The sequence below is a fragment of the Mesorhizobium sp. M7A.F.Ca.US.005.03.2.1 genome (assembly GCF_003997795.1).
GTDB classification, from domain to species: Bacteria; Pseudomonadota; Alphaproteobacteria; order Rhizobiales; family Rhizobiaceae; genus Mesorhizobium; species Mesorhizobium ciceri.
The window spans coordinates 1-13,388 of the sequence record NZ_RZRP01000072.1; the positions used below are offsets into that span (position 1 = coordinate 1).

General features: G+C 62.0%; 12 protein-coding genes and 1 pseudogene. 8 read left to right on the forward strand and 5 right to left on the reverse strand.

The annotated features are described in order from the left end of the window. Positions 1–21 precede the first annotated feature (21 nt). Positions 22–690, forward strand: a complete 669-nt coding sequence (locus EN991_RS06515; RefSeq protein WP_127366112.1) for an alpha/beta hydrolase — start codon at positions 22–24, stop codon at positions 688–690. 26 nt (positions 691–716) lie between these two features. On the opposite strand, the gene sthA is transcribed toward EN991_RS06515, so the two are convergent. After that, positions 717–2,105, reverse strand: coding sequence for a Si-specific NAD(P)(+) transhydrogenase (sthA, locus tag EN991_RS06520; RefSeq protein WP_027162436.1), 1,389 nt, complete (start codon positions 2,103–2,105; stop codon positions 717–719). 202 nt (positions 2,106–2,307) lie between these two features. Between sthA and EN991_RS06525 the strand changes: the two genes are divergently transcribed. The 3 genes from EN991_RS06525 to EN991_RS06535 all read left to right on the forward strand — a co-directional run bounded on the left by EN991_RS06525 (position 2,308) and on the right by EN991_RS06535 (position 4,708). Further along, entirely contained in the window at positions 2,308–2,778 is a 471-nt protein-coding gene (locus EN991_RS06525; RefSeq protein WP_127366113.1) for an RDD family protein, read from the forward strand. Positions 2,779–2,918: 140 nt separating this feature from the next. Continuing rightward, a complete protein-coding gene (locus tag EN991_RS06530) occupies positions 2,919–3,683 on the forward strand; it encodes an arginyltransferase (RefSeq protein WP_024504696.1) in 765 nt (254 codons plus the stop codon). A 128-nt stretch (positions 3,684–3,811) separates the two neighbouring features. Continuing rightward, the gene (locus tag EN991_RS06535) at positions 3,812–4,708 is read left to right on the forward strand and encodes a DMT family transporter (RefSeq protein ID WP_127368400.1); all 897 of its coding nucleotides are present in this window, start codon (positions 3,812–3,814) and stop codon (positions 4,706–4,708) included. A gap of 46 nt (positions 4,709–4,754) precedes the next feature. On the opposite strand, the gene EN991_RS06540 is transcribed toward EN991_RS06535, so the two are convergent. The 3 genes from EN991_RS06540 to parC all read right to left on the reverse strand — a co-directional run bounded on the left by EN991_RS06540 (position 4,755) and on the right by parC (position 8,928). Continuing rightward, entirely contained in the window at positions 4,755–5,156 is a 402-nt protein-coding gene (locus EN991_RS06540) for a hypothetical protein (protein WP_013532276.1), read from the reverse strand. Positions 5,157–5,198: 42 nt separating this feature from the next. Further along, a complete protein-coding gene (locus tag EN991_RS06545; RefSeq protein ID WP_127368401.1) occupies positions 5,199–6,404 on the reverse strand; it encodes an AI-2E family transporter in 1,206 nt (401 codons plus the stop codon). A gap of 271 nt (positions 6,405–6,675) precedes the next feature. Then, positions 6,676–8,928 carry a DNA topoisomerase IV subunit A gene (gene parC, locus EN991_RS06550; protein ID WP_127366116.1) on the reverse strand — a complete coding sequence of 751 codons (2,253 nt, stop codon included), beginning with the start codon at positions 8,926–8,928 and terminating at the stop codon, positions 6,676–6,678. Here parC and EN991_RS06555 point away from each other — a divergent pair. Together EN991_RS06555 and EN991_RS06560 are read left to right on the forward strand one after the other, a co-directional pair. Continuing rightward, positions 8,884–9,153: a hypothetical protein gene (locus EN991_RS06555; protein WP_127423385.1), complete on the forward strand. Its 270-nt coding sequence runs from the start codon at positions 8,884–8,886 to the stop codon at positions 9,151–9,153. The two genes, parC and EN991_RS06555, sit on opposite strands and share 45 nt — an antisense overlap. A 103-nt stretch (positions 9,154–9,256) precedes the next feature. Continuing rightward, entirely contained in the window at positions 9,257–10,447 is a 1,191-nt protein-coding gene (locus EN991_RS06560; protein WP_064995458.1) for a hypothetical protein, read from the forward strand. Between the two features lie 111 nt (positions 10,448–10,558). Here EN991_RS06560 and aspS read toward each other — a convergent pair whose 3' ends face one another. Next, on the reverse strand, positions 10,559–12,349 hold the full coding sequence (gene aspS, locus EN991_RS06565; protein ID WP_164753450.1) for an aspartate--tRNA ligase: 1,791 nt from the start codon (positions 12,347–12,349) through the stop codon (positions 10,559–10,561). A 200-nt stretch (positions 12,350–12,549) separates the two neighbouring features. On the opposite strand from aspS, the gene EN991_RS06570 reads away from it, so the two are divergent. Next, positions 12,550–12,969 carry a hemin receptor gene (locus EN991_RS06570; protein ID WP_127368403.1) on the forward strand — a complete coding sequence of 140 codons (420 nt, stop codon included), beginning with the start codon at positions 12,550–12,552 and terminating at the stop codon, positions 12,967–12,969. Positions 12,970–13,084: 115 nt separating this feature from the next. After that, positions 13,085–13,388: pseudogene (locus EN991_RS06575) on the forward strand (MFS transporter); the annotation flags it as partial.

Below are 13,388 nucleotides of genomic sequence, written 5' to 3' on the forward strand. Positions count from 1 at the left end.
ATATAATCAAGAGGATGGTCGATGATCGACGAGACCTCACAAGATGGTGCGTTGCGGCGTGATCTCGCCTTCCACTACCGGCTTTACGGCGCGGCGGATTCAACGGGCGACTGCTTCTTCCTGCTGCATGGGTCGGGTGTCGACGAGACGACATTGGTGCCGCTGGCGCGAGAGATCGCACCGCGTGCCACGCTCATCGCGGTGCGTGGCCGCGTTGTCCAGGAGGATGGTTTCCGCTGGTTCGCGCGGATCACGCCGACGCGCTTCGAACAGGCGAGCATCCGCACCGAAACCGAGGCCTTTGCGGGCTTCGTCGCTGATGCGGCCACACGCCATCGTCTCGACCTCTCGCGCACAATTTTCCTCGGCTATTCGAACGGCGCCAATCTGGTTTCGAGCCTGATGCTGCTGCATCCGGGCCTTGTCGAACGCGCCGCGCTGCTGCGACCGATGCCGGTGCTCGATGATGTGCCGGCGACGGATCTGTCAAAGGTGCGGGTGCTGATGATCGCCGGCGCCGCCGACCTCACCTATGCGCCTTTCGCCCCTGCTCTGGTGACATTGCTCAGTCGGCATGGCGCCGAGATCGACGCCAGGATTGTCTCATCAGGTCATGAAGTCGGCAGCGCCGACGCGGCAATCGTCAGGCAATGGCTGGCGGGACCGGCGGCGGTGGCGCAGGCAAGCTGACAGGCTCGCCGCCACGACCAGCCGGCCTACCCTCTTCCCATCCGGTTCCAGGCATCCAGCCCGGCGATCTTGTAGGCTTCGGCGAGCGTTGGATAGTTGAAGGTGTTGTTGACGAAGAAGTCGACGGTGCCGCCGAGATTGATCACCGCCTGGCCGATGTGGATGAGCTCGGTGGCGCCCTCGCCGATGATGTGCGCGCCGAGCAGACGGCGCGTTTCGATCGAAAACAGCAGCTTCAGGAAGCCGGTGTTGACACCCATGATGTGGCCGCGCGAGGTCTCGCGAAAACGCGCCACGCCGACCTCGTAGGCCGCACCGCTCTCACGCACCTGTTCTTCAGACTGGCCGACCGTCGAGATTTCCGGCACCGCATAGATGCCATAGGGGAAGGTTTCCGGCGGCGGCGGCAAAGGCACTCCAAAGGCATGGCAGGCGGCCACCCTGCCCTGCTCCATCGAAGTCGAGGCCAGGCTCGGAAAGCCGATGACGTCGCCGGCGGCATAGATGTTGGGCACGCTGGTCTGGAAGGATTGCGGATCGACCTTGATGCGCCCTCTGGAGTCGGCGTCGATGCCGACGACATCCAGGCCCAGGCTGCCGACATTGCCGGTGCGGCCGGCGGCGTAGAGCACAACCTCGGAACGGATGGTGCGGCCATCGGCCAGTTCCACTTCGGCGGCGTCCGGCTTGGAGCGGATCTCCTTCACCGCGCTGCCCAGCCGGATGGTCATGCCGCGATCGCGCATCTGGTGGATGAAATCGTCGACGATCTCGCGGTCGACGAAATCGAGGATGGAGTTGCGCGGCTCGACCAAGGTTACCGGCACGTCGAGCGCGGAAAAGATCGTCGCATATTCGACGCCGATGACGCCGGCGCCGATCACGGTCAGCGTGCGCGGCAAGCGATCAAGCTCCAGCATCTCGTCGCTGTCGAAGACGCGGGTCTTGTCGAAAGGCACGTCGCGCGGGCGGTGCGGCCTGGTGCCGACCGCTATCAGCGCATTGGCAAAACCGACCTCGCTGTAATCGCCGGTGTCTGATGTCAGGCTGACCTTGTTGGGGCCAAGGAATTTCACCGCGGCGCGAGCGCTCTTGACCGTGTTGCGCATGAACTGGTGCTGCAGCACCTCGACCTCATGGTCGAGCGTCTTGTGCAGGCGCTCGACCAGATCGCCGACCGAAATATCCTGCTTGACGCGGTAGCCACGCCCGTAGAAGCCGCGCTCGCGCCAGCCCGAGAGATTGAGCACCGTTTCGCGCAGCGTTTTCGATGGGATGGTCCCGGTATGCACCGAGACACCGCCCAGACGCCGGCCGCGGTCGACCACCAGCACGGACTTGCCGAGCTTGGCCGACTGCACCGCGGCACGGCGGCCGGAAGGGCCGCTGCCGATGACCAGCATGTCGTAGTCCATATTGCCCCGTCCCCTGTGCGCTCTGCTGCGCCGCAACAAGCTAATGCTATCCGCGCCGCAAATTCAACCAGTTCGCATCGGGCCCGACGCCATCGAAGCTGGAGCACCGCTGGAAGCGCGATCTTGATTCCGCCACAGGCCTTCACCATTTCATGGCTGAGCAGTCCGCACCCTATGTCGGACCTTGTTACGAGGAAATGACATGAACGCGCGCGTTCTCGACGGCGAAATCATCACCAGCAGGCTCGACGATGTCAGGGCCTATGACGGCGTACGCACGAGGCGCATCCTGGCTTTTGTGATCGACTATATCATCGTCGCGCTGCTCACCATTCCGTTTGCCATTCTGGTGTTCTTTCTCGGGCTTTTGACCCTCGGCCTTGGCTGGATGCTGTTCGGCGTCCTGGTGCCGACTGTGGCCATCCTCTACATCTGGAACACGTTGGGCAGCGCTGACCAGGCCACCACGGGCATGAAGATGATGGGCATCCGGCTCGACCGGCTCGACGGCAGGCCGATCGACGGCCTCACTGCGGTTGTCCATTCGGTGCTGTTCTGGGCCGGCAATGTCATCCTGTCGCCGCTTGTCCTGCTGGTGACGCTGTTTTCCGACCGCAAACGCACCTTGCACGATCTTTTGCTTGGCACGGTCGTCAGCCGCACCGACCGCTGAAACGGCCCTCTGAAGAGCAGTCGCAACCGATTGAGCACAAATGTGAAGGAGTCGAGTCGACCGCGCCCACATAATCCTGTTGAATTTTTCGCCATCCGCGCCAAAGGTAGAGCGATTCGAAGGAGTGTTTCCAAGGCTCGATGACGCAGCATCCGACCCAGTCGCCGCAGTTCTTCCTGACCGCGCCGTCGCCGTGCCCCTATCTCGACGGCCAGTTCGAGCGCAAGGTGTTCACGCACCTGGTTGGCGACAAGGCGGCGGAGATGAACGACCTGTTGACGCAAGGCGGCTTCCGGCGCTCGCAGAACATCGCCTACCGGCCGGCCTGCGAGACCTGCCGCGCCTGTGTTTCGGTACGCATCCTCGCCCAGGAATTCGTCGCCAGCCGCAACATGAAGCGCGTGCTGCAGCACAATTCCGATCTCGTCGGCTACATGCACAATGCCGAGCCCTCGACCGAACAATATTCCCTGTTCCGCAGCTACCTCGATGCCCGCCACCGCCGTGGCGGCATGTCCGACATGACGGTGCTCGACTATGCGATGATGGTCGAGGATACCCATGTCGACACCAAGGTGATCGAATATCGGCGGCGTGGACCCGACACCTTCATCACCGGCAAGGGACAGGGCGAGCTGATCGCGGTGGCGCTCACCGACAAGATGGCTGACGGCCTGTCGATGGTCTATTCCTACTTCAATCCCGATTTCGAGGAACGGTCGCTCGGCACGTTCATGATCCTCGACCACATCGCCCGCGCCAGGGCGATGGGTCTGCCCCATGTCTATCTCGGCTACTGGGTCAACGGCTCGCGCAAGATGAATTATAAGATGCGCTTCATGCCGCAGGAGCATCTCGGCCCCAAGGGCTGGGAACGCTACATCAACGAAGCGGTTTCACGCTGAGCTTTTCCAAGGTCCGCCTTTAAACTGTTTCAAGGCAGGGGATGCTGGTCTTTCAGCCGGTTGGCTGGAGAGAGTGCGCCATTGCACCGGCCGGCCGCCAGCCTGCATTTCATTGCGAAAGTTCCTGCATGTCCTCTCATCACGATCACCAGAAAGGTCTTTTGATAACCGCCATCGGCGGGCTCACGCTGACTGTCGACATACCGTTGATCCGCCTCGCCGACGGTGGCGCATGGACGATCATGCTGCTGCGCACCCGCACAACTTTCGTCGCGGCCATGGTCATCTGGTCGGTCTGGCGGGCACTCAGCCGAAACGCCCCGCCGCTGATCCCCGGCTGGTCCGGCCTGATCGTGGCGATATGCTACGGGCTGACCGGGATCACCTTCGTCACCGCCGTCTACCACACCTCGACCGCCGACCTGGTGTTCATCCTGGCCTTCAACACCGTCTTTGCGGGGTTGCTGTCCTGGATATTCCTGCGCGAGAGGCCGCGGCTGGTGACCATCGCGGCGATGGCGATCATGATCTTCGGCGTGCTGGTCATCGTCGGCGGTTCCGTCGGCACCGGCAAGCTGTTCGGCGATTTCATGGCGCTCTGCTCGGCCTTCTTCATCGCCGTGGCCATCACCATCTCGCGCGCCAGTGGCAAGGACATGGGATTCACCTCGCTCGTCGGGGTGCTTCTGCCGCTTGGGCTGGCGGCCTTCATGGTGACAGGCGAAGGCTTTCACGTGAACGCGCCCTGGTGGATCATCTTCAACGGCGCGGTCGTCATGCCGATTTCGTTCTTCTGCCTTGCCGCCGGGCCGAAATACATTTCGGGACCGGAAGTGGCGATGTTCTACGTGCTCGAAACGGTGCTGGCGCCGGTCTGGGTGTGGATGATCTTCGCCGAGGCACCGACCCGGAACAGCCTGATCGGTGGCGGGATCCTGATCGTCACGCTGACTGCGCATTCGCTGTGGCAACTGCATGAGGGCCGCAAGCGCCGAGCGACGCTCGCCGTCGCTCACCCGGCCTAGAGAGTGGACGGCAGTCGTTCCAGACCTGCAGCGCACGCAAGCGCAATCAACGCGTTGCCGTATCTGAAAAAGGCTCTGCGATTATCTGGTATTCGTCCTCGTAAACAACATATCCCAGACGGGAACTCTTCATGACCTCGACATGATGCCCATGCCGCCCAAGGAGCGCCGCGAGGTCATAAGCCCTTGCCAAATGGTCCGTTGCCGTTGGCTTGAACCAGCTTAATCCTTGGGTCGTCTGTTTCCGGTAAAAACCTTTCGATCTTGAGAGGTTGAAACGTGGCGGTACCGCAAGGTTCTGTCGAAACCAGGCGAGACTATCTTCCAGCCGATCTAACGTGTGTTGATCGATATCAGGTTGGCCTCGCAATTCGTAGGCAGCGCCAAAAAAACCTTCGCGCGCCTGCATTCCCTCAATAATTCTTGGCAGAACAAATCGCAAAAACATGCGTAGACCGACGTCAGGTGAGTCGCGCTTGGATCCCGAAGATCATGCCCGGGCCTTTTTCTCGGCGACAATTTCGATCTGCGGCGGGCTGCCTTCGATCTCGGCGACGCCATCGGGAACGACGTCTTCCGCCATTTCCACCTCGCGCAGCCATTCGCGCCAGATAGCCACCAGCAGGGCCATCAGCACCGGGCCGATGAACAGGCCGAGAAACCCCATGGTCTTGACGCCGCCGATCAGACCGAAAAAAGTCGGCAGGAAGGGCAGTTTTATCGGGCCACCGACGAGCTTGGGGCGCAATGTCTTGTCGACGATGAACAGTTCGACCGCCCCCCAGAGGAACAGCGCCAGCCCGGCCATCGGCGAGCCGCTGGCGGCGAGGTAGATCGAGACCAGCGTGAACGACAGCGGTGCACCGCCCGGGATGAGCGCCATGACGCCGGTCACACTCGGCGCCCTGACCGGCGACGGCACGCCGGCCAGCCAGTAGGCGATGCCCAGCACCAGGCCCTCGCCGATGGCGATGACGGTCATGCCGGTCACCGTCGACGAGATCGTCGCCGGCACGACGCGCGAGATCCGCTCCCATCTGGTCGGCAGGATGCGCTCGCCGAGACGGTCGACCTGGCCGGCAAAGTGCTCGCCGTCGCGATAGGCGAAGAACAGCGCGATCATCATGAACAGCAGCGTCAACAGCAGGCCGAAAGCACTGCCGCCTGCGGCCAGCACGCCACGATAGATGCTGCCGATATTAGCGCCGCTGACCAGCTGGATCAGCTCACCAATGCCGCCCGGATGGCCGAAATTGGTGGTCCACTGTTCGTTCAGCCACTCGCCCACGACAGGCATGGTGGCGATCCAGTGTGGCGTCACCGCGCCGTGGCGGTTGGTCTCGATCGCCCAGGCGACCCATTCGCGGACCTCGTTGATCGCATAGGTGCCGGCGAGCGCGATCGGGATCACCAGGAAGGCGAGGATGAACAGGATGGCGAAGGTCGCGGCGATGGTGCGGTTGCCGCCGACCGCGACAAGCAGGCGGCGGTAGAGCGGCCAGCTGGCGAAAGCGATGACGAGCGCCGCCAGCACCGGAAACAGGAAGCCGTGGAAGAAATAGACGCCGGCGGCAACGATCAGCACCAGCAGCCAGCGTGCCGCCGACAGCGGCGGGATGACGGCTGCCCTGAGCGGCGTCGACAGGCCGAAGAGGCGCTGCTGCCGTTCCGGTTTCTGGATTCTTGCTTCCTTCAAACGCCTGGCTCTCCCAAACACCCCTCCTGTCTATGCACTGATATAGTGCAGCAATCGTGACGATAGTCCAAATGAGATGGTGAAGCTGCCAATCTCCCCCTCGTGGGGGAGGCCCGGCAGGACAGAGGGGGCGTGAAGGATCGCGGCCTTGGATTTGGACCGTGAGCCGCAAACCAATCGAGTATCTGTGAACTCGACCGTCGGCGGGACAGCGCCCCCCTCTCCCTGCCGGGCATCTCCCCACGAGGGGGGAGATCGGCAGCTTCACTCGCTACCCAAATTTCCCCGTCCTCGGGAATCCCTTCGGCACCATGCGTCCGGCCGAGGCACGGGCGCCGATCCATTCAGCCAGTTCCTCGCGCGACCTTGTGAAGGTGCGGTCGGCTGAATCCTGCCAGGAGAGGCCGCTCTCAAGCGTGAACGGCTTGAGGTCGAGAAGGCCGCCATCCTTGTATTTCTGCAGGCGCACGCCCTTGCCGCGGCCCATCTCCGGAATCTCTGCGAGCGCGAACACCAGCATTTTGCGATTCTCGCCGACGATGGCGAGATGGTCGCCGGTGACCGGGATGCAGCGCTTGGCTTCGTCCGGCGCCTTGACGTTCATCACCTGCTTGCCCTTGCGGGTGTTGGCAACGACTTCCTCCTCCGGCACGATAAAACCGTTGGCGTCGTGCGAGGCCAGCAGCAGCTTGCGCTTCGGATCGTGAACGAAGGCGGTGACGATGTCCTGGTCATTGTCCATATCGACGATGATGCGGATCGGCTCGCCATGGCCGCGCCCGCCAGGCAGCCGGTCGGCGCCGATGGTGTAGAACTTGCCCCCGGTGGTGAAGACCAGTACCTTGTCAGTGGTCTGCGCATGGAAGGCGAGCTTGAGGCTGTCGCCCTCCTTGAAGGTCAGCGTCGAGAGATCGGCCAGATGCCCCTTCATCGCCCGCAGCCAGCCCTTTTCCGAGACGACGACGGTGACAGGCTCGCGCTCGATCATGGCGTGTGCGATGTCGGTCAGATCATGCTCGGGCGCGTCGGCGAACTGGGTGCGGCGCTTGCCGAGCTCGGTCTCCGGACCGAACTTGTCGCGGATGTTGGTGACTTCCCACTTGATCGTCGCCCACTGCTTCTCGTTTGAAGCAAGCAGTGCCTCGATCTGCTTCTTCTCCGCGCTCAGGCCGTCGAATTCCTTGCGGATCTCGAATTCTTCCAGCTTGCGCAGGGCGCGCAGCCGCATGTTGAGGATGGCTTCGGCCTGGGTGTCGGTGAGCGACCAGCGGGCCATCATCACCTGCTTGGGCTCATCCTCCTCGCGGATGATCCTGATCACCTCGTCGATGTTGAGGTAGGCGATCAGGTAGCCGGCAAGTATCTCCAACCGTCTTTCGATTTCGCCGAGGCGATGTTTCGAGCGGCGGACCAAAACCTCGCGGCGGTGCTCGAGCCACTCCTGCAGCACGCCCTTCAGCGACAGCACGTTGGGCACCTTGCCGCGCGACAGCACATTCATGTTGAGCGGGAAGCGGCTTTCGAGCTCGGTCAGCTTGAACAGCGATTCCATCAGGATGCCGGGGTCGACCGAACGGCTCTTCGGCACCAGCACGACGCGGACGTCCTCCGCGCTTTCGTCCCTGATGTCCTCGAGCAGCGGCAGCTTGCGCGCCATCAGCAGCTCGGCGATCTTCTCGATCAGCCGCGCCTTCTGCACGCCGTACGGGATTTCGGTGACAACGATGCTCCAGGTGCCCCTGCCCTGGTCCTCCTGGAACCACTTCGAGCGCACGCGAAAGCCACCGCGACCGGTTTCGTAGGCTTCGAGGATCGAGGCGCGGCTGTCGACGATGATGCCGCCGGTCGGGAAATCCGGCCCCTGGACAAAGTCCATCAGCTTCGCCACCGGCGCGTCCAGGTTTTCGATCAGGTGAAGTGCGGCATCGCAAAGCTCGGCGGCGTTGTGGGGCGGGATCGATGTCGCCATGCCCACCGCAATGCCGGACGAGCCGTTGGCCAGCAGGTTCGGAAAGGCGCCGGGCAAAACCACCGGCTCCTCGTCTTCTTCATTGTAGGTCGGCCGATAATCGACGGCATCCTCGGTGATGCCGGACAAAAGTTCGGTCGCCACATCGGTCATGCGCGCTTCGGTGTAGCGCATGGCGGCGGCGTTATCACCGTCGATGTTGCCGAAATTGCCCTGCCCGTCGACCAGGGGATAGCGCATCGAGAAATCCTGCGCCAACCGCACCAGCGCGTCATAGATCGACTGGTCGCCATGCGGGTGGAACTTGCCCATCACCTCGCCGACGATGCGGGCGCATTTGGCAAAGCCCTGATCGGGGTTGAGCCGCAGCAGGCGCATGGCGTGCATGATGCGGCGATGGACCGGCTTCAGTCCGTCGCGCACATCGGGCAGCGCCCGGTGCATGATGGTCGACAGCGCATAGGCAAGATAGCGCTCTTCCAGCGCCTTCTTCAGATCGACCGGCTCGATGTGATCGCCACCGCCATTTTCAGGCGGCAAAAGCCTTTTTCCCATGGGCTCGGACTAGCCGAGCGGGTGATTCGCGGCAAGAGCCCGACGGAGATACCGGCCTTTCTGCAACATGAAACCATACCCCAGCGGATGTCGGCCAACATCAGCCTGTTACATGCGGGCTCTATCGCCAAGCGCGACGATATCCGGCTATCGGCTCTTCATGACAAATTCACCGGTTTGCGCAAAGACGGTGGGATCGGGTTTGCCTTTCACCGCGATTTTTGACCAATGTGCCGGGACACGCCTTTTTCCGGTCCAGTTCGTCACGGAATGGTGATGGCGCAAATAATTGAAAAAACAATTTCAGGACACTCTCAGGGACCTTGCGATGACAATCAAACGCTCAATTCTCAAGAAACTGGCTTTTTCGACCTTCTTGCTCACGCTGCCGCTGAATGCGGCCCTCGCACAGGATACGGCAGTGGCCGACCGGCTGAAGGCAGCGCTTGTCGCACAAGGTGTCGACATCACCTGGACCGGGGTGACCGGCGACAACACCAGCATGGTGCTGCAGGGCGTTGCCATCAAACCGGCGGCGGAGAAGGAAGCGCTTCCCATCGGCGACGTCAAACTCGAAGGCGTGACCGAGGCAAATGGCGGCTATGACATCGCCACCGTATCAACGGCTGCCTTCACACACAGCAAGGACGGCGTCACCCTCGACCTCAGCCCCTTCGTCATCCACGACATGACAGTTCCGGCCGACGGCGCCACCGGCCCGCTGGGCTCGCTGATGATGTACAAGTCCGCCGAACTCTCGAACATGACCGTCAAGGTCGCCGACAAGACCGCCTTCTCGATGGACGGGCTTGCCATCGAAATCACGCCGCCGGCGGACGGCAAGGCGATGGAATTCACCGCCACCACGGAAAAATTCAATGCCGACCTGACGCTGGTGGACGATCCCAAGTCCAAGGAAGTCATCAACGCGCTCGGCTACCAGAACATCGCGGGCAATCTCGAAATGGCCGGCACCTGGCAGCCCACGGACGGCAAGATGGAACTGTCGAAATACGACATCTCGGTCGAGAATGCCGGCACGCTCGGCATGACCTTCAATCTCGGCGGCTACACGCTGGACTTCATCAAGTCGCTGCAGGAAATGCAGAAGAAGATGGCGGCACAGCCGGAAGGCGCCGACAATTCGGCGCAAGGCATGGCCATGCTCGGCCTGTTGCAGCAGCTTTCGTTCAACAGCGCCTCGATCCGCTTCGACGACGATTCGCTGACCAACAAGGTTCTGGACTATGTCGGCAAGCAGCAAGGCATGTCCGGCAAGGACATCGCCAACCAGGCCAAGGCGATCGTGCCGTTCGGCATGGCGCAGCTCAACAATCCGGAACTGACTGCGCAGGTTACGGCCGCGGTCAGCAAATTCCTCGACGATCCGAAGAGCCTCGAAATCTCGGCGGAGCCGCCGGCATCCGTGCCGTTCGCACTGATCATGGCGGGCGCCATGTCCAACCCGCTCGATCTGCCCAAGACGCTCGGTGTCACCGTCAAGGCCAACGAAGACTGATCGAAGCGATCTGGTATGCGAAAAGCCCGGCAGCGATGCCGGGCTTTTCGTTGGGATTAGCGAATCGAAAGAATGGTTCGGGCGGTCTTTAAAGCATCGCCCGAAGCGCGATCAGGCGTCCTTCTTGGGCACGGCAACGCGCAGCGCCAGGTCGCGAAGCTGCTGCGGGCTCGCTTCCGACGGTGCGTTCATCAACAGATCATAGGCCTGCTGGTTCATCGGGAACATGGTGATCTCACGCAGGTTCTTGGCGCCGAGCAGCAGCATGACGACGCGGTCGACGCCGGCGGCCATGCCGCCATGCGGTGGTGCGCCATACTGGAAGGCACGATAGAGGCCGCCGAAGCGCTCCTCGACCGTGGCGCGGTCCAGCCCGACCGTCTCGAACGCCTTGACCATGGTTTCGGGCAGATGGTTGCGGATACCGCCTGAGGCGATCTCGAAACCGTTGCAGACCATGTCGTACTGGAACGCCTTGATGCCGAGCAGGTCCTCGCCATTCAGCGCATCGATGCCACCTTGCGGCATCGAGAACGGGTTGTGGGCGAAGTCGATCTTCTTCTCTTCCTCGTTCCACTCGAAGAACGGGAAGTCGACGATCCAGCACAGCTCGAAACGCTCGCGGTCGACAAGGTTCAGCTCCTCGCCGGCACGGGTGCGCGCGGCACCGGCAAACGAGACGAACTTCTTCGGATCGCCGGCAACGAAGAAGGCGGCGTCGCCGTCGGCAAGGCCGAGCTGAAGGCGTATCGCCTCGGTGCGCTCCTCGCCGATGTTCTTGGCGAGCGGACCGGCGCCTTCGAGCTTGTCGCCCTCCTTGCGCCAGAAGATATAGCCCAGCCCCGGCTGGCCCTCGCCCTGCGCCCAGGAATTCATACGGTCGCAAAAGGCGCGGCTGCCGCCGGTCTTGGCGGGAATGCCCCACACTTCGGCTTTCGGGTCGTTGGCCAGGATGTTGGCGAACACCTTGAAGCCGGACTCGCGAAAATGATCGGAGACGGCCTGCATCTCGATCGGGTTGCGCAGGTCCGGCTTGTCGGTGCCGTATTTGCGCATGGCCACATCATAGGGGATGCGCTGGAATTTCTGCGTCACCGGCTTGCCGTTGGCGAAGGTCTCGAAGACCCCGCGCATGACAGGTTCCATGGTCGACAGCACGTCGTCCTGCTCGACGAAGCTCATTTCGAGGTCGAGCTGGTAGAATTCGCCCGGCAGACGATCGGCACGCGGGTCCTCGTCGCGGAAGCAGGGCGCGATCTGGAAGTAGCGGTCGAAGCCAGACACCATGATCAGCTGCTTGTACTGCTGCGGCGCCTGAGGCAGCGCGTAGAAGGTGCCGGGATGGATGCGCGACGGCACCAGGAAGTCGCGCGCGCCCTCGGGCGAAGACGCGGTCAGGATCGGCGTCGAGAATTCGGTAAAGCCGACCTCGCCCATGCGCTTGCGCATTTCGGCGATGATTTTTGTCCGCGCAATGATGTTCTTGTGCAGCGTCTCGCGGCGCAGGTCGAGAAAACGGTATTTCAGCCTGATATCCTCGGGATAGTCAGGCTCGCCGAACACCGGCAGCGGCAATTCCTTGGCCGCCGACAGCACCTCGATCTCGCGGGCGAAGATCTCGATCTCGCCGGTCGGCAAATTGGCGTTGGTGGTCTCGGGCAAGCGCGCCTTGACCTCGCCGTCGACGCGGATGACCCACTCGCCGCGCACGGTCTCGGCGACCTTGAAGGCCGGCGAATCCGGATCGGCGACGATCTGGGTCAGGCCGTAATTGTCGCGCAGGTCGATGAAGAGCAGGCCGCCATGATCGCGCACGCGATGCACCCAGCCCGACAGGCGAACGGTCGAGCCGACGTCGCTCTTCCTCAACTGGGCACAGGTATGGCTGCGGTAACGGTGCATTGTCATTGGTAAAGTCCGGGATGCTGGGTTGCAGGCCAAGCATCAAGCCCGGCCTCAAAATTTGCGCGAAAAGCGCATGGGAGGCCGGATTTGTCAAGGCAAGCAGGCCTTTGGGGTTCGAGTCTCTGCCGGCCTTCATGCATTGCCGCCAGAAGTGTTTCTTGCAACGATGCAGCAATCAAACGATTTGGAGATGCTTTGTGCCAAAACGCACTCCCCCAAAGGGCATCGCGCCATATAATGGTCGCGAGTTGGAATTGATGCTTCGGGGCGACAAGCCAATGGCCTTGTTCGCAGCGGAACCGGGTATGGACACCGAAGATGTTGGTGACGCGCATTTCGGACCGATTGTCGAGGAAGGCCGCATCCTGAAATTTTCCCAGGTTGATTCAAAAACGTCTGTGGAGGAACGCTGCTACTGCCTGCCGACGGAGGAATGGCGCTGCAAGCTCAGCCTGCTGATCGCTCGGATGTGCCGTAGCGAAGCAGCCTTTGATGTCTTCACACCGAACGATCTGGCGAGGCTGGAAGGCACTCTTCTCGGCTACTCAAAGGAGAGTGTTGAAGCGTTTGTTGCACATGCAGCGTCTCTGAAATTTCTGAACCCCAGCACGGATTGAACGGCCTGCCCCTTCCCGGCCCAGGCCGGATTCGAACTTTGCTTCCAGGAATTGCCGCTGGTATTGGTCAAGGCGATGGTTCAAGAAGAGATCACCGACACGTGATCGCCTCTTCATGTCCTCCATCCGCCCGATGATCCCGCTTCTTCTCGCCGCAGGCATCCTGCTCGGCGGCAATGGGCTGCAGAGCACGCTGATCGCGCTGCGCGGCGCGCAGGAAGGGTTTTCGGCTTCCGACATCGGCCTGATGGGCACCTTCTATTTCGCCGGCTTCCTGCTCGGCTGCCTTGCCATCACCCGCATCATAAAGGCGGTCGGCCATATCAGGGCATTTTCGGCGCTGGCGGCAATCGCCTCAGTCGGCACCTTGCTCCTGGTGCTGGTCATCGATCCGGTGATGTGGTGCGCGGTGCGTCTTG

Excerpts from the sequence above, each read along its gene's own strand:
- sthA (WP_027162436.1), bottom strand. The coding sequence starts at position 2,105 with ATGGACTACGACATGCTGGTCATCGGCAGCGGCCCTTCCGGCCGCCGT.
- aspS (WP_164753450.1), bottom strand. The coding sequence starts at position 12,349 with ATGCACCGTTACCGCAGCCATACCTGTGCCCAGTTGAGGAAGAGCGAC.
- EN991_RS06535 (WP_127368400.1), top strand. The coding sequence starts at position 3,812 with ATGTCCTCTCATCACGATCACCAGAAAGGTCTTTTGATAACCGCCATC.
- EN991_RS06540 (WP_013532276.1), bottom strand. The coding sequence starts at position 5,156 with ATGTTTTTGCGATTTGTTCTGCCAAGAATTATTGAGGGAATGCAGGCG.
- EN991_RS06560 (WP_064995458.1), top strand. The coding sequence starts at position 9,257 with ATGACAATCAAACGCTCAATTCTCAAGAAACTGGCTTTTTCGACCTTC.
- EN991_RS06530 (WP_024504696.1), top strand. The coding sequence starts at position 2,919 with ATGACGCAGCATCCGACCCAGTCGCCGCAGTTCTTCCTGACCGCGCCG.
- parC (WP_127366116.1), bottom strand. The coding sequence starts at position 8,928 with ATGGGAAAAAGGCTTTTGCCGCCTGAAAATGGCGGTGGCGATCACATC.
- EN991_RS06525 (WP_127366113.1), top strand. The coding sequence starts at position 2,308 with ATGAACGCGCGCGTTCTCGACGGCGAAATCATCACCAGCAGGCTCGAC.
- EN991_RS06515 (WP_127366112.1), top strand. The coding sequence starts at position 22 with ATGATCGACGAGACCTCACAAGATGGTGCGTTGCGGCGTGATCTCGCC.